The organism is Pedobacter sp. KBS0701 (assembly GCF_005938645.2).
In the GTDB taxonomy this organism is placed as follows: Bacteria; Bacteroidota; Bacteroidia; order Sphingobacteriales; family Sphingobacteriaceae; genus Pedobacter.
Genome location: NZ_CP042171.1, coordinates 5,490,876 through 5,509,030, shown reverse-complemented (window position 1 = coordinate 5,509,030; position 18,155 = coordinate 5,490,876). Strand labels below are relative to the sequence as shown.

The window sequence follows — 18,155 nt, the reverse complement described above, 5'->3', positions numbered from 1 at the left end:
ATTCCATGAATTAAAAATTCGTCATCCCTGGAAAGAAGTGGAATGGAGAGATCTGCCACGATAGATTTAGCTTCGCTGAGCACTTCGTGGTTCTTGACTTCGTTACCCTCCGCTCGAAATGACGAAGATTCGAGTGGAAATTTATATCGAAAGTTTAATTAGACCCAGACTTACAAAGTTTTTCCGGCACACTGGCATCTTCAAACTTCGTAAGTCTTCGGCGCTAGGCCAGATGTTTTTTTACAATTTCTTCGAGCGCAGCGATATCAAATGGTTTCGACAGGTAACTATCTGCACCAGCTTCATCGGCTAATGAAGATATATCATTATTGGCCGAAAAATAAATTACCGGAATATGTTTTAAATCAGGGTGGCCTTTTAAAGCTCTGGTCGCCTGTATTCCTCCCAGATCGGGTAACCAATTATCCATAAAAATTAAATCAGGCATATATGCTGCAACCTGTTCTTCTATATTATTGGCATTTTCAGATGTTTTTATCTCGTACCCGGCATCTTCCAAAATAAATGTACAAAGATCAAGGATATCCCTGTTATCATCAAAAACAAATATTTTTTTTGTAACTATCATATTAACCTCCGAAAAGCAATTAATCATTTAACTTATTTATATAATCAGCCATATTCTGGCTATCCAATATCACATGCGGCTTAACATTTATAACCGCCTGTTGTGGCATATACGGCATTATGGCCGTATCTGGATTCTGTATAACGACTCTACCGCTATAATTGTTTACGCTTTTTAATCCTTCCACCCCATCTGAATTAGATCCTGAAAGTAAAATACAGACTAATTTATCTTTAAAAACCTCAGCTGCAGATTGAAAGGTAACGTCAATTGATGGTCGGGAATAATTTACTTTTTCAGAATAATCTAAAGATATACTCTGGTCTTCCTCTATCAGCATATGGTAATCTGCGGGCGCAATAAAAACTTTACCCGGCATTAAAAACTCCTTTTCATCTGCCTCAGCAACGGCCAATGTGGTACGCGATTTTAATAAATCGGTTAAAAGAGACTCATTACTTGCCTTACGGTGGACCACTATTATAATAGGAAAATGAATATCTTTCCGTAAGGCCGGAAAAATTTCTAGCAATACATCTAAACTACCTGCCGAACCGCCAATAACTAATGCACTACAAGCGGTAGAATCTACAGTTTCCGCCATATTTTTTCCATTTTAACCCTTTTATATTCTTTTGCCTTTGGCCAAAACTCCAGACTTTCTTTGCTTCCCAGAGCAAGATAACCCAATTTTTCTATGCTACCATCAAATAGGTTAAACACTTTATGCTGCAATTCTTTATCGAAATAAATTAAAACGTTTCTACATAAAATTAACTGAAACTCATTAAAAGAATGATCAGAAACCAGGTTATGCGTAGAAAAGATCATCTTACTGTTTAAGCTTTCATCAAATTTCGCCAAAGAGTAGTTCGCGGTATAATAAGTTGAAAAATCTTTTAAGCCACCTGATTGCAGATAATTTTCTGAATACTGTTTTAAATAAGTTAATGGGAACATGCCTTTTTTTGCCTTTTCTAAAACAGACGGATTAATATCTGTGGCATAAATGAGTGACTTATGAAGCAAATTAAGTTCTTTTAAAACAATGGCAAGCGAATAAGCTTCTTCTCCGGTAGAGCAACCTGCTACCCAAATTCTGATAAATGGATAAGTACCCAGTACAGGAAGTACATCATTCCGTAAAGATTTGTAAAAGGAAGGATCGCGGAACATTTCGGTAACATTAACCGTGATTTCCTCTAAAAAACGCTTAAAGTATTGCTTATCTGTTCTAACCGTATAACGAAATTCGGCGAAACTCACAAAATTATCCAGTCCGTAGAGGCGTATAATTCTTCTTTTAATCGATGCATGAGAGTATTCCAGAAAATCATACCCATGACTTTCTAAAACATCATTCAGCAGGATTTCAACCTGTTCGTTATCTATCACATCACTTATCACCTACTATTTTGTAAAATTTTCTATTTGTTTTAATAACTCGTCAACATTTATCGGTTTTGAAACATAACCCGATGCACCGGCGCTGAGGCAACGTTCTTTATCGCCAACCATGGCCTGGGCAGTGACCGCCAATACGGGTATATCCCGCATTTTATCCGATTTTTTCATGGCCGCAATAGCCTGATAACCGTCCATATCCGGCATCATCATATCCATTAAAACAATGGCAACATTATCATGTTTTTCTAAAATAGAAAAACCATCCTGCGCGCTTATAGCAGATAAACAATCAAAACCTTTGGCCTTTAAAACAGCTTTTAAAGCAAAAATGTTTCGGTTATCATCATCAATTATGAGAATTAATTTTTGAGGCATAAAAATAAAATGGTTTATGATTTATGATGATTTTCGTATAACCAAACTCTTAATAACGAGATCAGCTGATCCATATCTACTGGTTTGCTGATGTAATCAGATGCACCTGCAGCAATGCATTTTTCACGATCACCCATCATCGCTTTTGCGGTAACAGCCAAAATTGGCAGGTTGCGGTATTTGATATCCTGTCTGATGGCTGTTGTAGTTTCATAGCCATCTAGCTCCGGCATCATCATATCCATTAAAACAACATCAATTTCGGGCGTTTCATTTAATAATTTCAGGGCTTCCTTACCATCAGTGGCGGCTACCACTTTCATCTGGTGCTGCTCTAACATTTTGGTTAGGGAGAAGATATTGCGCACATCATCATCCGCTACCAGAACCGTTTTACCAACCAATACATCCTGTAGTTCGGAAAACCTTTTAGGTGTTTTGGTTTTCTCCTTGCTTTTTTCTTCTACCAGGTGAAGGAACAGGCCTGCTTCATCCAGAATACGTTGATAAGAATGTGCCGTTTTTACCACGATAGAATCAGCATATTGTTTGATCCGGTTTTCTTCTCCTTTTGAAAGGTTTTTACCTGTAAAAATGATGATTGGTAAATTCTCTAAGCCAGGTGTCTTCTTTACCACTTCAAGTGTTTCGTAAGCGTGCTTATCCGGAATGCCCATGTCCAGAATTACACAGTTAACCTCTGGCTTATGCAAGGCAGAAACGCCTTCGTTTACCTGGTTAACAATTTCTGTCTGGATATTAAAATTACTTAGAAAATAACTTAATGCCTTGGCATGCTGTTCATTCTCTTCTACAATAAGTACTTTTTTAGGATGACGGCTTAAGGCATGCTCCAGTTTTGAAAATATCTCTTGCATGTGCTCAAAGGCAAAAGGTTTATTAATAAAATCTACCGCACCTTTTAACAAACTTTCTTTCTTAACCTGCAAAGATGACATGATGTGTACCGGAATCGGGCGTGTTGAAGGATCCGATTTCAGCTCTTCCATTACCTGCCATCCATCTTTAACAGGAAGTTGGATATCGAGTAAAATGGCAAGCGGCTTAAAAGTCTTCGCCATTTCAATCCCTGCATCGCCGCGAACGGCAACCAAACCTTTATAGTTTCTTTTCCGGGTAAAATCTAAAAGTGTTTTAGCAAAAGGAGTATCGTCTTCAACAATTAAAATCACCTTATCATCAGGCTGAATATTGTCGCGGTCATCTTCAATCTCTTGCGGAATATTGTCGACCGTTAAATGGCTTACTTTTTTTACCGGCGTCTCTAAGGCCATTACAGGTTTATCTGTTTGGGGTACTACACCTTCAAAACCTTTATTTTTATCAATGGGTAGCGTAAGTGTAAAAACACTTCCTTTCCCCTCCGCGCTTTTTAAATCAATATATCCGCCCAATAGTTTGGCCAGCTCTCTACTAATGGAAAGCCCCAGACCTGTGCCGCCAAATTTGCGGCGCGTAGAGCCATCGGCCTGTTGAAAGGCTTCGAATACCATGCCTTGCTTTTCGGGCGCAATACCTACACCAGTATCGGTAACTTTAAATACCAGCGCACCTAATTTTTCATTTGTATTGATATTCAGAGTTACCGCACCTACCGTAGTAAATTTAATGGCATTTGATAGCAGGTTCTTAATAATCTGCTCTAGGCGCATTTTATCGGTATGAAAAAACTCGGGAACTTCTGCCGATTTTTCGATAACAAAGTTTAGGTTCTTATCTTTAGCTAGGGGGTTAAATAAGGAACGCATGCTGGAAATGATCTCGTCAACCTTAATATTTGTCCGGTCGAGTTCCATTTTACCTGCCTCAATTTTAGAAAGGTCCAGAATTTCGTCGATTAAGCTTAAAAGGCCCTGACCAGAGCTTTGAATAACCTCTGCATATTCCTGGTGTTCGGGATCCATAGCTTCATTTTCGGCCATTAATCTTGATAATAACAAGATGGAGTTGAGTGGGGTTCTTAACTCGTGTGACATATTAGCCAAAAATTCTGACTTATACCTTGTACTCAGTTCCAGCGCTTCTGCTTTTTGCTGAATCTCTATATTCCGCTCTTCTATGAGTTCGTTTTTTTCTTCCAGCAAGCTGCTTCTTTCTTCCAGCTCCTGGTTACTCTGCAACAATTCTTCTTGCTGTACACGTAATTCTTCTTCACTGGCCTGAAGTTTCTGTGCCTGTGCTTCGAGCTCTGCGTTTAAACCTTCCAGTTCATTATGCTGAACCTGCAGCTCTTCTGATTGTGCCTGCGTTTCTTCCAATAACTGCTGCAATTTTAGCCTGTTCTGTGCACCCAGCAATGCGGTACCCACATCAGATAAAACCAGGCTTAAAAAATGCAATTGCAGATCGCTGTATTTACCAATCGTACCTAATTCTAAACCGCCTATTGAAATTTCATTTCTAATAATTGGTAGTACAATTAGCTGTGCTGGTTTGATATTACCGGTGGCATGTGTAATGGTGAGCTCGTTCTGCGGAACATCTTCCAACAGTATAGGCTTACCTGATTTAACCGCCTGGCCAATTAATCCCTGGCCAAGCTCTAAGGTTTCGACCAGGTTTTGTCCCTGGAGCGCATATTGCCCCTTTAAATGCAGGTATCCATCATCTTTAAATAAGTACAGGGCTCCAATCTGGCTCTTGGTATAATTGGCCAGAAACTCGATAATATCTTCTGCCAGGTGGAAAACGTCTTTTTCACCAACCATTTTCACGTTTAGGTTAGCTACGCCAGTTTGCAGCCATTCATTCTCTTCTAAAATATCAAAAGATTTTTTTAATGATGATGACATTGTATTTAGCGATTCAGAAAGTTCGCCAATATCATCCTGAGTTTGACTATCGAGCTTTACGCCATAATTACCATTAGAAATTTGATAGGCAATTTCTTTGATGGCCGCAATACGTTTCTCCATCTCATACTTTTTATCCTCAATTTCTTTTTGAAGTTTAACACGTTCATCAAAATCGATAGATACTTTTCTATAAAAGAACAAGGTAATAAGTATTGCAAGAACCGCAGCTATTAAAATCAGAATCGGAGTATAGGATGTCAGTTTGTTCAGTTCAACTGTACGGCTTTCGAGTAACCTGCGTTCTTCTTTAACCATGCGGTTAACAACATTACGGGCCTGATCCATATAGGTTTTTCCTTCTAAAAGTGCAGTTGGATCGACTTGCCCGCCCAGTGATTTGATTTCTATTGTAGACGAAATAATATTCAGTCTCCGGGCCAGGATATTTCTTAATTCGGCAATATTTTTCTGCTGAATGGCATTGTCTTTCGTTTGCGCCTCTATCCTGTTTAAGGCGGACATTGCCGTGTCGGTAGAGCCATAATAAGGTTGCAGAAATATTTTATTTCCCGTTAGAAGGTAACCCCGTTGCCCGGTTTCGGCATCTTTCAAGGTGGAAATTACACCTTCAGTGGTTAAAATTACTTCATCGCTGTGTTTAACCAGTTCAGTGCTTTTAATAAGGTTGCCAATACTTACGTAAGAGGCCAGCGAACTGATAAACAGAATAATTAGCGATAAGCCAAGGCCTAAACGTAAATTACTTTTAAGAGTTGTTTTCATTATATGGATTAAGGATAATTAGATCTGGTTTTTAAGGATTTCTTCTTCGGTAATGGGAATAATAAAGTAAAACTCCGATCCTTCATCGGGAACACTGTTTACACCGATAGTGCCGCCATGGCGGTTAATGATTTCGGAACAGATGTATAAACCAATCCCCAGGCCGTTAAAGCGGTTGCTGTTTTCTTCTACGCGGTAAAATTTATCGAATATTTTATGCTGCTGCTCTTTAGAAATACCTATCCCAAAATCTTTCACAGCCACATAGAGTTTTTCATCCTTAATGTTGATGGTTACATTAACCTGATTGGTACCCGGCGCATATTTGATGGCATTGGTAATAAAATTGATTACCACCTGTTCCAGGCGCATTTCATCACCAAAAATCATTTCGTGTGTTTTGCCCAGTTTGCTGATTTTAAAATCGGGATTAGATTGCTGCAACATCTCGATGGCATTGTTTACCATATTATCCGCACAAAAGCTTTTCATGTTAAACTTCATTTTGCCGCTTTCTATTTTCGAGATATCAAGCAGATCAACAATCAGTTCGTTCAGTTTTTCGAGCTGGATACTGGCTTTTTCGAGATGGTTTTGTGCCATGGCTTTATCATCCCTGTTTAAGCTGCGCTGCAACAATTGAATGTAACCTTTTACACTGGTTAGAGGGGTTTTTAACTCATGACTGGCAATGCTGATAAATTCGTCTTTTTTATGTTCTGCCTGTTTCCTGAATTCAATTTCTTCGAGCAGTTTTTCCTGTACCTCGTTAAGCTTTCTATTTTGCTCGTAAATGCGATAAAATGTTTTTATTTTAAGGAGCAGCACATTAATATCAACTGGCTTGGTGATGTAATCCAATCCACCGCTCAGGTATCCTTTGGTAATAAATTTTAACTCTGTATTTACTGCAGAAAGAAATATAATGGCGGTATCTTTTGCCTTGCTAAAACCCGAAATGGCTTCGGCTACCTCGAAGCCATCCATATCTGGCATCTGTACATCGAGAATAATCAGGACATAGTTGTTTTTTAAAACTTTTTTCAGCGCTTCTTCGCCAGATGACGCGGTATCAACCTCAAAATTGTGTGCCTGGAGTACTTTCTGTAACGAGATCAGGTTTTCAGGCCTGTCATCAACTATAAGGATCATCTTTATTAAAACAAATAAGAAGCCGGGATAATTATGTTTGGTTTTGAGACAAAAATCTCATTAACTGTAAACAAACAATTCACTTTTAAAAAAGTTTTGATTTTTTATAAATTATTTGAATTAAAGGTATCTCCTTGTTTAATATCTCCTGTTTCGAAGCCTTTTTTAAACCAATACATCCGCTGTGCAGAGGTACCATGTGTAAAAGAATCTGGTTGAACTTCGCCTGTAGCCTGTTTTTGCAATTTATCATCGCCTATGGCATTGGCAGCAGTTAATGCTTCTTCTATATCACCTTCATCTAATTTAAAATCTTTAAGGTTTTGGGCATTGTGCGCCCAAAGTCCGGCAAAAAAATCGGCCTGTAATTCTAATTTCACCGATAAGCGGTTATATTCCTTCTCACTTACCTGGTCACGGGCCTGATCGAGCTTTTCTGATATGCCCAATAAATTTTGAACGTGATGGCCAACCTCATGTGCAATTACATACGCCTGGGCAAAATCGCCTGCTGCACCAAAACGGTTTTTTAAATCATCATAAAATGATAAATCGATGTATACTTTATGGTCTCCAGGACAGTAAAAGGGGCCTACATTGGCTCCTGCATTACCGCAGGCGGTTTGCACCGCATCTCTAAATAATCTAAGTTTAGGATATTCATACTGCTTGCCCATCGTCTGAAATTCTTTATCCCATACCTGCTCGGTTGATTCTAACACACCTGCTACAAACTGTGCTTGCGGATCGTTTGCCGGTACACCCTGTTTAACTTCTTCAGTGCCTGTTGCAGCCGGAATCTGACCAACCAAGCCTGTTAAATCTTTCCCAAAAATCAGGCCGAGTACCACGATTATTATACCTACTCCGCCGCCGAGGATGGTTTTTCCTCCTCCGCCACTTCTGCCATCTTCTACATTATTACTGCCTTTACCGAACCATTGCATAATTTACCTTTTAGTTTAATGGATAACCTCAATTATGGGATAATTGTTAGGCTAAAGTATAAATTATTTTTATTGATTTATCCATTCGCATTTTTGGCAAAAAAAGAAGCCAGGTTTTAAACCTGGCTTCTTTCATTATATGCATGTATTCCTGAAAAATTATACTAGCTATTAAAAACAGTAATTGCTTTTGTTATCCTTGCTTTAGTTTCTTCTGCACCCAATAATACAGCAATATCAAAAACGCCCGGACCAAATTTACCGCCTACCAGCATAATGCGGAAAGGCAACATCAATTCGCCTGGTTTAAAGCCTTTTTCTTCGGCAAGGGCTTTAAATGCTGCTTCAGCAGAAACGGCATCGCTTAATATTAAACCATCAGCAAAACCATTAAAGAAATCAGCTTTTTCAGCTGTCCACTTTGGCTTTACCGAATTTACATCATATTCTGCAGGTGAGGTAAAAAAGTAACTACTCTGTGCTACAAAATCGGACATCAAATTGCAACGATCTTTAATTAGATCAATAACGGTATTTAAAAAAGTATCATCATTAACTTCAATACCAGCTTTTTCAAGCTCAGTTTTAACGCTGGGTGCCAGACGCCCGGCACGCTCTGCTTTGATCCACTCATGGTTATACCACTTCGCTTTTTCGAAATCGAATTTAGCTCCTGCTTTACTAATTCTTTCTATCGAGAATTTTTCTTCCAGCTCTTTTAAGGAGAATAACTCCTGGTCAGTACCATCATTCCAGCCTAAAAGGGCCAGCATATTGATAAAAGCTTCGGGTATAAAACCCATTTCTTTAAATCCCCTGGTTACATCGCCTGTTTTAGGGTCGGTCCAGTTCATGGCATAAACCGGGAAACCTAAGCGGTCGCCATCGCGTTTACTTAACTTTCCATGTCCGTCCGGCTTTAAGATTAAAGGCAAATGTGCCCATGCAGGCATTTCTGCTTCCCAACCTAAATATTTCCAAAGTAAAATATGCACCGGTGCTGAAGGCAACCATTCTTCCCCCCTAAAAGCATGACTAATTTCCATCGCCTTATCGTCAACTACAACGGCCAAATGGTAGGTTGGCATTCCGTCGGCTTTTAACAACACTTTATCATCGACCAGAGAGGTTTCGAAACTTACGTCACCACGAATTAAATCATTAAAATGCACAATTTCATCGGTTGGTACCTTAATGCGGATCACGTATGGTGTTTTAGCTGCCAATAACTCTTCAACCTCATTAATGGTAAGGGTTAAAGAATTACGCATTTGCATACGCGTGGCCTGCCCGTATTGGAAATTTGGAATTTCCTTACGTTTGGCATCTAAATCTTCCGGGGTATCGAAAGCATAATAAGCATAACCATCGCTAATTAACTGTTCGGCAAATTTGCGGTAGCTGGGTTTGCGTTCGCTTTGGCGGTATGGCCCGTAAGACCCCGGGTTGTTAGGGCTTTCATCTGGTGTAATGCCGCACCAATCTAAACAGTTTACAATATATTGTTCTGCGCCTTCTACAAAGCGGTTTTGATCAGTATCTTCTATTCGAAGTACAAAAGTTCCATTATTTTTTTTGGCAAACAAATAATTGAACAAGGCCGTGCGCACACCACCTAAATGCAAACCTCCGGTTGGGCTTGGGGCAAATCTTACTCTAACTTTTTTATCCATGGTTGAATTGTTGAGCGGTTGGCGCGAGGCGTAAAGCGCATAAAACGCCTATCCCCATACGCAAAGCGCAAGACGCTACAAAGATATATTTTTCATCCATTTTATCGTGTTTTCATCTGTGATGAAACTGTTGTGCATTCTAAATGATTGTTGCACGGTTTTGAAAAAGCATAATGGTTTTATGTTTTTTTCGTTTTGTTATTGTAATTTGGCTAACTAAAGCATGAATCCTTATCAAAAGAAACGCCGATGGAAGTTTTTCCTTCTCATTTTTGCCATCTTAATTGGCATTGCCTCAGTATTTTACACCGATTCTTTTGTAAAAAAAATGGAACGAGAGGAAGCCGACCAGTTTCACCTTTGGGTGCGGATTCAGGAACGGGCCATGTTTCTTTATGACAATGATGATTACCGTGATGTGGTAGAAACCGTAAGAAAAAACACGAAAACGCCTGTAATCATGATTGATTCTGCCGGAATGATTACTTCCTTTTTTGGTTTAGACAGTACTAAAACCAATTATCCCGTTGCAGATACTAAACTCACTTACGATAGTTTATATTTTGTACGGCAGTTGAGGCAGATGAAAGCCCAGCATCCGCCTGATGAAATGAATATATTTGGCAGAAAATTTAAGGCATACTACCGCGATTCTTTCATTTTAACGCAGTTGAGGTATTTCCCCTACATTCAAATGGGGGTTATTTTCCTTTTCCTTTTAACAGCTTATGCGGCATTCAGTTCTGCACGGAAAGATGAACAAGATCATGTTTGGGTCGGTTTAGCCAAAGAAACGGCACACCAGCTGGGTACGCCGATATCATCGCTCATGGCCTGGACAGAACTGATGAAATCTAAATTTGATGCAGAAGATGATCCGTTGATTGCCGAAATGGAAAACGATATTAAACGATTGGAAATTATTACCGACCGTTTCTCGAAAATCGGTTCAAAACCTATACTTGAAGACCATACGGTTTACATTGTAGTGAGCGATTTTATCCGTTATTTTAAAGTGCGTACTTCAGACAAGGTTAAATTTAGCATTACCGGCGATGAACAGGTAAGGGCAATGTTAAACGTGCCATTGTTTGATTGGGTGATTGAAAATCTTTTAAAAAATGCCGCAAACGCTATCGAAAACGAAGGCTCTATTTCCATCAATATTATCGAAAATTTAGCCAAAGAGCAGGTATTTATCGATGTGAGTGATACCGGAAAGGGCATTCCAAGATCTAAGTTCGATGCGGTTTTTCAACCCGGCTATACCACCCGTAAACGTGGCTGGGGCTTGGGTTTATCGCTTACCAAACGTATAGTAGAAAATTACCACAGTGGAGAAATTTTTGTAAAAGACTCTGAACTGGGTAAAGGCACAACTTTTAGAATAATATTAAAAAGCAGTTTAAGATATGAACCGACCACAGCATAACGAATATCCAACTTGGGGCGAAGCCTATATCAGTAAAGTTGATCGAGATATTTTCGAAATTTTAAACGATCAGATCCAAAGTCTTCCAGCCCTGTTTAGGGCGAACGCCGGTAAAGCTGATTATGCTTATGCCGAAGGTAAATGGACACTGAAAGAAATGTTAGGTCATATTATTGATGCTGAACGTGTATTTGCTTACCGAATTACCTGTTTTGCCCGAAAAGAACAGCAGCCTTTGCCAGGTTTTGAGGAAGATGACTACGTCCTGAATGCCCGCTTTGCTCAGCGCGATCTGGAAGATCTGATTGAAGAGTTTATCGCACTGCGTAAAGCCAACTTATACCTTTTTAAATCTTTAAACGAAGAAGAATTAAATAGAAAAGGAATTGCATCAGGCAGGGAAATTAATATAAAATCGATTCTGTTTATTGTTGGAGGACACATTATCCACCATGTTTCCATTTTAAAAGAACGCTATCATGTGGTTTAAAGATTTTACCATTGAAGACTTAAATGAACGCCCCAAAAACCACCTGGGTGCTTTGCTTGATATCCGCTTTACTGAAATAGGCGAAGATTTTCTTGTTGGCACCATGCCTGTTGATGAGCGCACGCACCAGCCTGCGGGCATACTGCATGGAGGGGCTTCGGTAGTTTTGGCCGAAACCCTGGGCAGCATTGCTTCTTATATGTGCATAAACCCGGAGAAATATGTTGCTGTTGGTTTAGAGGTAAACGCCAACCATTTGCGACCGGTGAAAAGCGGTTTGGTAAAAGGAATCTGCAAACCTTTGCATGTTGGCGCCAAAACGCATGTTTGGGAAATTAAAATTTATGATGAACGCGGAAAAATGAGTTGCATTAGCCGCTTAACGGTGGCCATAATTGTTAAACCGCAATAAATAACGGCTTACTTACTTTTTAACGTTTCAGTTATAATCAGTCTGGCTATATTTTCGGTAAGTAGGGTTGGCGAATTGCAATCACAGTTGGTGAGCCCAACTACATAAATATCTTCGTCTGGTACATAAACACCCATACTTTTAAACCCGAAGATACTACCTCCATGTGTCCTTACAGGTAAACCGTCAGACTCTTTAATGTGCCAGCCATAACCATAATTGAACAATTCTCCGTTATTTACTTTATAGCGTGAAAAAGCCAGCTGCGTTTCGGTCGTGTTTAACAGCTTATTATGGCTTAAGGCATTCTGCCATTTGAGCAAATCGCCCAAAGTAGACATTAAAGCACCTGACGCAAAAGGAACGCTAAAGCTAATAGCCGTCTTGTTTACATAACCATTCGCTTTCTTCTGGTAACCATAAGCCCTGTTATAAATCACTTTTTTGTCGCTGGCGTAATAAGAATGATCCATACCAAGCCGATCAAAAATATGCTGCTGAATAAAATTGGCATAAGTATCGCCCGAAACGAGTTCGATCAGGTAGCCTAGGAGCACATAGCCAGAATTATTATAGTCAAAACGTTCGCCGGGTGCAAAATCAACAGGTTCGTTCTTAAAAAAATCTAACATCATTTTAGGTGTCATCTCCTTTTGAGCTATATCCGCCAAAGTCTTCATTTTGGTAAAATCTTTAATGCCTGAAGTATGCGTAAGCAAATGATGTATGGTTATTTTATCACCGGCAGGGTAATCTGGAATGTATTTCGAAATGGGATCGCTTACCTTTAATTTGCCCTGCTGCTCTAAAAGCAATACTGCTACAGCGGTAAATTGCTTGGTCATAGAGCCTAGCTGAAAAACACTTTCTGTACTAAGGTTAACATCCAGCTCAAGGTTAGCCTTCCCAAAAGCCTTTTGGTAAATTACCTTTCCTTTTTGGACAATCATAAATGCACCTCCGGGTCCTTGCTTATCTGAGATTACAGTCATGATTAAACTATCAATCTGATCATTCAGCTTTTGGGCCTTTACTGCTACCGGCATGAGCAGGCAGCAGTAAAGCATAGAAAGGAAGCCCCGGAGGATACTGGTCTGTTTTAGTTTCACGCCTGGCTAGAATTTATCTTTCTCAATCGCTTTCTTTTCGATCACGAAGGAAACAATTAAGCCTAAACCACCAAAAACACCCAGGCAACCAAAATAAACTGCTACAGCTTGTGAGGTTTCTGCTTCAGTCATTTCTCCACCAAACATATTTCTTACTACTGCGAGGGCTGTAAGCAGGCCAATACCCAAACCCACGAGTAATAAACCAAACTTCAAACTTAAATAAGGTCTTGGTGCCGATTTACCAACGCCCGGATCGAGTCCACGTTCAATCATTGCCATTTTCTCTTTATTTGATAAATAACGGATTCCAAATACCATTGCGAATCCGCCTAAAAAAAGTGAGATGGGAACTAATATACCGTTCATAATTATAATTTTTTTATGTGTTAATATTCTATTTATTTTCTATTGAACCGCGTTCTGTGTATTATGACTACATACTTTTTAATCAGGTTACACCCCAGGGCGAAAAATGTTCAATTACCAATTCTCAATCACCAGGTCTTTAAAAAGGAAAATAATCAATATAATTTATCGATCCCCAAACCATACACACCTAAAACATTGCTATTTTTGTTTCAGAGTCTTAAATTTTGATTGAAAAACTTAAAAATATAGCCGTTTTTGCCTCATTAAGTGATGATTCATTGCGTGAGTTCAATATACATATCAAGCATATCAAACACAAAAAAGGAACGATCATTATCGGTGCCGATAAGATAGAATCTCATTTCTATATTCTTGAAAAAGGTATTGCCCGCGCATATTGCGATGGCGAAAACCAGCAGATTACCTTTTGGTTTGGACAAAATGGTGATGTACTTTTTTCGTTTAACGGCTATATTAACAACCGCCCAGGTTACGAAAATATTGAACTGTTAGAAAACAGCACTTTATTACAAATAAAGTTAAGCGACCTCTTTTCGCTTTACAAACGCAATCTCGAAATTGCCAACTGGGGCAGAAAAATAGCCGAACAGGAATTAATTGCTACTGAAAGACGATTAATCGACAGGGCCTTTAAAGGCGCTGCAGAGCGTTATCAGGAGTTTATAGCACAATCGCCGGAGCTGATTAAAAGGGTGGCCCTAAAACACATCGCCTCTTACCTGGGTGTAACTCAGGTTACTTTGAGCCGGATCAGGGCCACCTATAAATAAACTCATTTTTTAACATTTGTAAAATGTTGCCCGAGAAATGTGTCGTAATTTTGCAGAAACACATTTATCATGAACTGGATTATCTTAATTATAGCCGGCCTTTTCGAAGTTGGCTTTACTACCTGTCTTAAATTATCAAACAATTTTTCGAATATAAAATGGAGTACCGCTTTTTTTGCCTGTATAATTTTAAGTTTCTTATTGCTAAATAAAGCAACCCAAACTTTACCCATGGGAACTGCTTATGCCGTTTGGACAGGTATTGGTGCTGTAGGAACAGTAATTATCGGCATTGTCTATTTTAACGAACCGGCAACCTTTTGGCGGATATTTTTTATCTGCACACTTATCGGATCAATTGCAGGACTGAAGTTTTTCGCTTCGCATTAGCACACGGCCCAACTTGCGAAGTTTATAAGGCCAAGAGCACAAGCAAAACTCCGCAAGTTTCGCCAGGATCTAGCACAATGCCTGTGCAATTAAATAAGTTAATTCGCGTATTGCGCTTTCCCGAAGAATCGGGATTCCTCCTGGCCTGCAGGGTAACGCTCAATGTCATTAAGTTAAGCCCGCGGCGCAGGTAGGCATAATTTAACCACAGATAAAAAGGATGTACACAGATATAAAATCCTTGTTTATCCGTGTGCATCTGTGATTAAAACCTTTAACTTAGTGACATGAGGTAACCATTTTTGGGTTTCAGGGTGCACGTACGCTGTTATTAAACCTGATGGCAGCGGCAGCCCCGAAGAATGAGGGCTACAGCGAACAGCAGGACTACCCTCCACCATGAAAAAACCGCCCTTTCATTTCCAAATAACAAAAAATGTATATACTGAGTTTATCAGCATCTTATTTTTTTGGAGCGCAATGCCGGTGCAAGTAAGCAAGTTAGTTCCCGTGTTCCGCTTATACGCTTCGGCTTCGTACCTCAGCCTGCAGGGTAATACTTCACCCGGGGCTAAATGGCAAGAACAGCATTTCATTTTTAGGTTTTTCAAGGCGCCACAGCTTTGTGTGTAAACCTGATGGCAGCGGCAGCCCCGAAGAATGAGGGCTACAGCGAACAGCAGGACTACCCTCCGCCATGAAAAACTGTCTCTTCATTTTCAAATAACAAAAAATGTATATACTGAGTTTATCAGCATCTTATTTTTTTGGAGCGCAATGCCGGTGCAAGTAAGCAAGTTAGTTCCCGTGTTCCGCTTATACGCTTCGGCTTCGTACCTCAGCCTGCAGGGTAATACTTCACCCGGGGCTAAATGGCAAGAACAGCATTTCATTTTTAGGTTTTTCAAGGCGCCACAGCTTTGTGTGTAAACCTGATGGCAGCGGCAGCCCCGAAGAATGAGGGCTACAGCGAACAGCAGGACTACCCTCCGCCATGAAAAACTGTCTCTTCATTTTCAAATAACAAAAAATGTATATACTGAGTTTATCAGCATCTTATTTTTTTGGAGCGCAATGCCGGTGCAAGTAAGCAAGTTAGTTCCCGTGTTCCGCTTATACACTTCGGCTTCGTACCTCAGCCTGCAGGGTAATACTTCACCCGGGGCTAAATGGCCAAAACAGCATTTCATTTTTAGGTTTTTCAAGGCGCCACAACTTTGTATGTAAACCTGATGGCAGCGGCAGCCCCTAAGAATGATGGTTACAGCGAACAGCAGGACTACCCTAAGCCATGAAAAACTGTCTCTTCATTTTCAAAACACAAGAAAAATCAAATTTAAATCCTCATTTCTTCTCAAATTCATAATAAATTGATGTTCCACGTGTAACCTACCGATCTTTGATGTAGTCTTACAGCTAAACATGGAGCAAAAACTTACCGATTTAGCACTGATACAAAATGTATTGAACGGCCAAACCGATCAGTATGGGCTGTTGGTAAAACGCCATCAACGATTTGTATTCTCGCTTGCTTTAAGGTTTGCCAAAAACAGGGAAGATGCCGAAGAAATTGCGCAGGATTGCTTTGTAAAAGCGTATAAAGCATTAGGTACTTTTAAACAAACAGCGAAGTTTAGCACCTGGCTGTACACGATTACCTATACTACAGCGATGACTTTTTTAAGGAAAAACCGTTTAGACACCACTTCAATACATGATGAAGGGACCATTTTGCAGCTCGAAAATCTAACCTCCGGTTTTAACGCAAATGCATACGAGAAGCTGGATAGCCATGCTTTTTTAAATATTGCCATTACCCAGCTTTTACCAGATGATGCCGCTATTATTACTTTGTTTTATAAAGGCGAGCAGAGTTTGGAAGAAATTGGGGAAGTATTACACATGGAGCCCAACACTATAAAAGTAAAGTTGCACAGGGCAAGGCAAAGACTTAAAGAAAAATTACAATATTTGTTAAAAGATGAAGTAAAGGAATTATTATGAACACAATAGAACAACAGCTTTGGGACTATATTGATGGGAATTTGGATGATTCTTCAAAAAAAGCCATCGAAGAAAAAATTGAATCGGATGCCAGGATTAAATCGCTGCACGAGGAACTGATAAAACTTAATTCTGTTTTTGGCGAACTAGATCTTGATGAACCCTCCATGTCTTTCAACAGAAATGTGATGGAAAATATTGCTTCATCTCCTGCCCCGTTAGCCATGAAAACCAAGGTAGATAAAAAGATTATTTATTGTATTGGTGGCTTTTTCGTTATCTCTTTACTGGCCTTGTTAGGTTATGTATTTTATAACGCTAACTTCGAAATGCCCAAACTCGATTTGAAGGTGAATCTTGATTTAAATTTAGAGAAATACATCACGCCAACGGCTATTTTTGCCTTTCTTTTCGCAGATCTGGTGATTGGATTAATTTTTCTCGATCAGTTTTTAAGGAAAAAAGTTGCTCAGAAGTAAGATAGCTTAAATAGCTCCCGCAGATCAGAATGATTTACGCAGATTTATGTTCATCTGCGCCTTTCGCGGAATCTGTGGGAATTCAGCAAGATAAATTTTAACCCAAAGTTTTCAAAATCTCCAATCCCTTTGGCCAATCACCAAAGCCCGCGGCAGCATTAATATGTCCGGCATTACCGATATTAATAAATTCACTTCCCCAATTTTTAGCAAAAAACTCAGCCCTTTCCAGCGTTACCCATTCATCATTTCCGCTAGTTACTACGATAGTTTTAAAATTTATTTTATCCAAGGGAACATGATCAAAGCCAGGTGTATCAAAATTGTACTTTGGTGCTTCTATATCGCTGGGCGCAACCAATAAGGCACCCTTAATTTTCTTTTGATAAGTTTTTGCCCAATTGGCAATGGCTGTACAGCCTAAACTATGACCGATTAAAACCACATCATCCAAATTATATCCGGTGAGTGCCGATTCTATGTTTTCAATCCAATCCTGATTTGCTGGTGTATCCCATTCCTTTTGATTAATACGGATAAAGTTATCTCCTGATTTTTCGAAGTACGTTTGCCAATGGTCAGGGCCAGAATTGCCCAAACCAGGAATGATAAAGTAATAAGTCATGATGTGTAGGTAGAAAAACAAAATAAAAAAGGCCGCCATCGCAAGAAAGCAGCCTTCTCTGTAAATATGATAAATAAATTAAATTACTTTCACATTAACGGCGTTTAAGCCTTTTTTACCGTTAGCAACTTCGTACTGTACTTTGTCGTTTTCACGGATTTCGTCGATAAGACCTGTTGAATGAACAAAAATTTCGCTATCGCCATTCGCAGGGATGATAAAGCCAAAACCTTTAGTTACATTGAAGAATTTTACTGTGCCTTCTTGCATTGTATTAAATATTAAAATTAAGTATGCAAGGTAAGTTTT

19 protein-coding genes are annotated in these 18,155 nt (G+C 39.4%); 7 read left to right on the top strand and 12 right to left on the bottom strand.

Annotated features, from left to right (window positions below; all coding sequences use genetic code 11):
• Positions 1-223 precede the first annotated feature (223 nt).
• From FFJ24_RS22365 to gltX, 8 genes are all read right to left on the bottom strand, one after another.
• Complete coding sequence (locus FFJ24_RS22365; RefSeq protein WP_138819348.1) at positions 224-589, bottom strand: response regulator; 366 nt, start codon at positions 587-589, stop codon at positions 224-226.
• Between the two features lie 19 nt (positions 590-608).
• Positions 609-1,193, bottom strand: a complete 585-nt coding sequence (locus FFJ24_RS22360) for a chemotaxis protein CheB (protein WP_138819347.1) — start codon at positions 1,191-1,193, stop codon at positions 609-611.
• Positions 1,178-1,993: a protein-glutamate O-methyltransferase CheR gene (locus FFJ24_RS22355; RefSeq protein ID WP_246862820.1), complete on the bottom strand. Its 816-nt coding sequence runs from the start codon at positions 1,991-1,993 to the stop codon at positions 1,178-1,180. Before FFJ24_RS22355 ends, FFJ24_RS22360 begins: the two co-directional genes overlap by 16 nt.
• A 6-nt stretch (positions 1,994-1,999) precedes the next feature.
• Positions 2,000-2,371, bottom strand: coding sequence for a two-component system response regulator (locus FFJ24_RS22350; protein WP_138819345.1), 372 nt, complete (start codon positions 2,369-2,371; stop codon positions 2,000-2,002).
• A gap of 14 nt (positions 2,372-2,385) precedes the next feature.
• On the bottom strand, positions 2,386-5,970 hold the full coding sequence (locus FFJ24_RS22345) for a response regulator (protein WP_138819344.1): 3,585 nt from the start codon (positions 5,968-5,970) through the stop codon (positions 2,386-2,388).
• An 18-nt stretch (positions 5,971-5,988) separates the two neighbouring features.
• The gene (locus FFJ24_RS22340; RefSeq protein WP_138819343.1) at positions 5,989-7,122 is read right to left on the bottom strand and encodes a cell wall metabolism sensor histidine kinase WalK; all 1,134 of its coding nucleotides are present in this window, start codon (positions 7,120-7,122) and stop codon (positions 5,989-5,991) included.
• 104 nt (positions 7,123-7,226) lie between these two features.
• On the bottom strand, positions 7,227-8,069 hold the full coding sequence (locus FFJ24_RS22335; RefSeq protein WP_138819342.1) for a neutral zinc metallopeptidase: 843 nt from the start codon (positions 8,067-8,069) through the stop codon (positions 7,227-7,229).
• A gap of 164 nt (positions 8,070-8,233) precedes the next feature.
• Positions 8,234-9,742 (bottom strand): glutamate--tRNA ligase, encoded by a 1,509-nt coding sequence (gene gltX / locus FFJ24_RS22330; protein WP_138819341.1) that lies wholly within the window; start codon positions 9,740-9,742, stop codon positions 8,234-8,236.
• Positions 9,743-9,965: 223 nt separating this feature from the next.
• On the opposite strand from gltX, the gene FFJ24_RS22325 reads away from it, so the two are divergent.
• Genes FFJ24_RS22325 through FFJ24_RS22315 form a run of 3 tightly spaced genes read left to right on the top strand, consistent with a single transcriptional unit; the run spans position 9,966 to position 12,076 of the window.
• Positions 9,966-11,174 (top strand): HAMP domain-containing sensor histidine kinase, encoded by a 1,209-nt coding sequence (locus FFJ24_RS22325; protein WP_121285252.1) that lies wholly within the window; start codon positions 9,966-9,968, stop codon positions 11,172-11,174.
• Entirely contained in the window at positions 11,155-11,664 is a 510-nt protein-coding gene (locus tag FFJ24_RS22320) for a DinB family protein (protein WP_138819340.1), read from the top strand. Before FFJ24_RS22325 ends, FFJ24_RS22320 begins: the two co-directional genes overlap by 20 nt.
• Positions 11,654-12,076, top strand: coding sequence for a hotdog fold thioesterase (locus FFJ24_RS22315; protein ID WP_138819339.1), 423 nt, complete (start codon positions 11,654-11,656; stop codon positions 12,074-12,076). Before FFJ24_RS22320 ends, FFJ24_RS22315 begins: the two co-directional genes overlap by 11 nt.
• Positions 12,077-12,084: 8 nt before the next feature.
• On the opposite strand, the gene FFJ24_RS22310 is transcribed toward FFJ24_RS22315, so the two are convergent.
• Entirely contained in the window at positions 12,085-13,185 is a 1,101-nt protein-coding gene (locus tag FFJ24_RS22310) for a serine hydrolase (protein ID WP_246862682.1), read from the bottom strand.
• Between the two features lie 6 nt (positions 13,186-13,191).
• Entirely contained in the window at positions 13,192-13,554 is a 363-nt protein-coding gene (locus FFJ24_RS22305; RefSeq protein WP_138819338.1) for a DUF6249 domain-containing protein, read from the bottom strand.
• A 227-nt stretch (positions 13,555-13,781) separates the two neighbouring features.
• Here FFJ24_RS22305 and FFJ24_RS22300 point away from each other — a divergent pair, with 227 nt between their 5' ends.
• The 4 genes from FFJ24_RS22300 to FFJ24_RS22285 all read left to right on the top strand — a co-directional run bounded on the left by FFJ24_RS22300 (position 13,782) and on the right by FFJ24_RS22285 (position 17,221).
• The gene (locus FFJ24_RS22300; RefSeq protein ID WP_138819337.1) at positions 13,782-14,348 is read left to right on the top strand and encodes a Crp/Fnr family transcriptional regulator; all 567 of its coding nucleotides are present in this window, start codon (positions 13,782-13,784) and stop codon (positions 14,346-14,348) included.
• A 69-nt stretch (positions 14,349-14,417) separates the two neighbouring features.
• A complete protein-coding gene (locus FFJ24_RS22295; RefSeq protein WP_138819336.1) occupies positions 14,418-14,738 on the top strand; it encodes a multidrug efflux SMR transporter in 321 nt (106 codons plus the stop codon).
• Between the two features lie 1,422 nt (positions 14,739-16,160).
• Positions 16,161-16,742, top strand: coding sequence for an RNA polymerase sigma factor (locus tag FFJ24_RS22290; protein ID WP_138819335.1), 582 nt, complete (start codon positions 16,161-16,163; stop codon positions 16,740-16,742).
• Positions 16,739-17,221 carry an anti-sigma factor gene (locus FFJ24_RS22285; RefSeq protein WP_138819334.1) on the top strand — a complete coding sequence of 161 codons (483 nt, stop codon included), beginning with the start codon at positions 16,739-16,741 and terminating at the stop codon, positions 17,219-17,221. Before FFJ24_RS22290 ends, FFJ24_RS22285 begins: the two co-directional genes overlap by 4 nt.
• 97 nt (positions 17,222-17,318) lie before the next feature.
• On the opposite strand, the gene FFJ24_RS22280 is transcribed toward FFJ24_RS22285, so the two are convergent.
• Together FFJ24_RS22280 and FFJ24_RS22275 are read right to left on the bottom strand one after the other, a co-directional pair.
• Positions 17,319-17,846: an alpha/beta hydrolase gene (locus FFJ24_RS22280; RefSeq protein ID WP_138819333.1), complete on the bottom strand. Its 528-nt coding sequence runs from the start codon at positions 17,844-17,846 to the stop codon at positions 17,319-17,321.
• A 78-nt stretch (positions 17,847-17,924) separates the two neighbouring features.
• Entirely contained in the window at positions 17,925-18,116 is a 192-nt protein-coding gene (locus FFJ24_RS22275; RefSeq protein ID WP_010599196.1) for a cold-shock protein, read from the bottom strand.
• Between the last annotated feature and the right edge of the window lie 39 nt (positions 18,117-18,155).

Excerpts from the sequence above, each read along its gene's own strand:
- FFJ24_RS22365 (WP_138819348.1), bottom strand. The coding sequence starts at position 589 with ATGATAGTTACAAAAAAAATATTTGTTTTTGATGATAACAGGGATATC.
- FFJ24_RS22360 (WP_138819347.1), bottom strand. The coding sequence starts at position 1,193 with ATGGCGGAAACTGTAGATTCTACCGCTTGTAGTGCATTAGTTATTGGC.
- FFJ24_RS22350 (WP_138819345.1), bottom strand. The coding sequence starts at position 2,371 with ATGCCTCAAAAATTAATTCTCATAATTGATGATGATAACCGAAACATT.
- FFJ24_RS22345 (WP_138819344.1), bottom strand. The coding sequence starts at position 5,970 with ATGAAAACAACTCTTAAAAGTAATTTACGTTTAGGCCTTGGCTTATCG.
- FFJ24_RS22340 (WP_138819343.1), bottom strand. The coding sequence starts at position 7,122 with ATGATCCTTATAGTTGATGACAGGCCTGAAAACCTGATCTCGTTACAG.
- FFJ24_RS22335 (WP_138819342.1), bottom strand. The coding sequence starts at position 8,069 with ATGCAATGGTTCGGTAAAGGCAGTAATAATGTAGAAGATGGCAGAAGT.
- gltX (WP_138819341.1), bottom strand. The coding sequence starts at position 9,742 with ATGGATAAAAAAGTTAGAGTAAGATTTGCCCCAAGCCCAACCGGAGGT.
- FFJ24_RS22325 (WP_121285252.1), top strand. The coding sequence starts at position 9,966 with ATGAATCCTTATCAAAAGAAACGCCGATGGAAGTTTTTCCTTCTCATT.
- FFJ24_RS22320 (WP_138819340.1), top strand. The coding sequence starts at position 11,155 with ATGAACCGACCACAGCATAACGAATATCCAACTTGGGGCGAAGCCTAT.
- FFJ24_RS22315 (WP_138819339.1), top strand. The coding sequence starts at position 11,654 with ATGTGGTTTAAAGATTTTACCATTGAAGACTTAAATGAACGCCCCAAA.
- FFJ24_RS22305 (WP_138819338.1), bottom strand. The coding sequence starts at position 13,554 with ATGAACGGTATATTAGTTCCCATCTCACTTTTTTTAGGCGGATTCGCA.
- FFJ24_RS22295 (WP_138819336.1), top strand. The coding sequence starts at position 14,418 with ATGAACTGGATTATCTTAATTATAGCCGGCCTTTTCGAAGTTGGCTTT.
- FFJ24_RS22290 (WP_138819335.1), top strand. The coding sequence starts at position 16,161 with ATGGAGCAAAAACTTACCGATTTAGCACTGATACAAAATGTATTGAAC.
- FFJ24_RS22285 (WP_138819334.1), top strand. The coding sequence starts at position 16,739 with ATGAACACAATAGAACAACAGCTTTGGGACTATATTGATGGGAATTTG.
- FFJ24_RS22280 (WP_138819333.1), bottom strand. The coding sequence starts at position 17,846 with ATGACTTATTACTTTATCATTCCTGGTTTGGGCAATTCTGGCCCTGAC.
- FFJ24_RS22275 (WP_010599196.1), bottom strand. The coding sequence starts at position 18,116 with ATGCAAGAAGGCACAGTAAAATTCTTCAATGTAACTAAAGGTTTTGGC.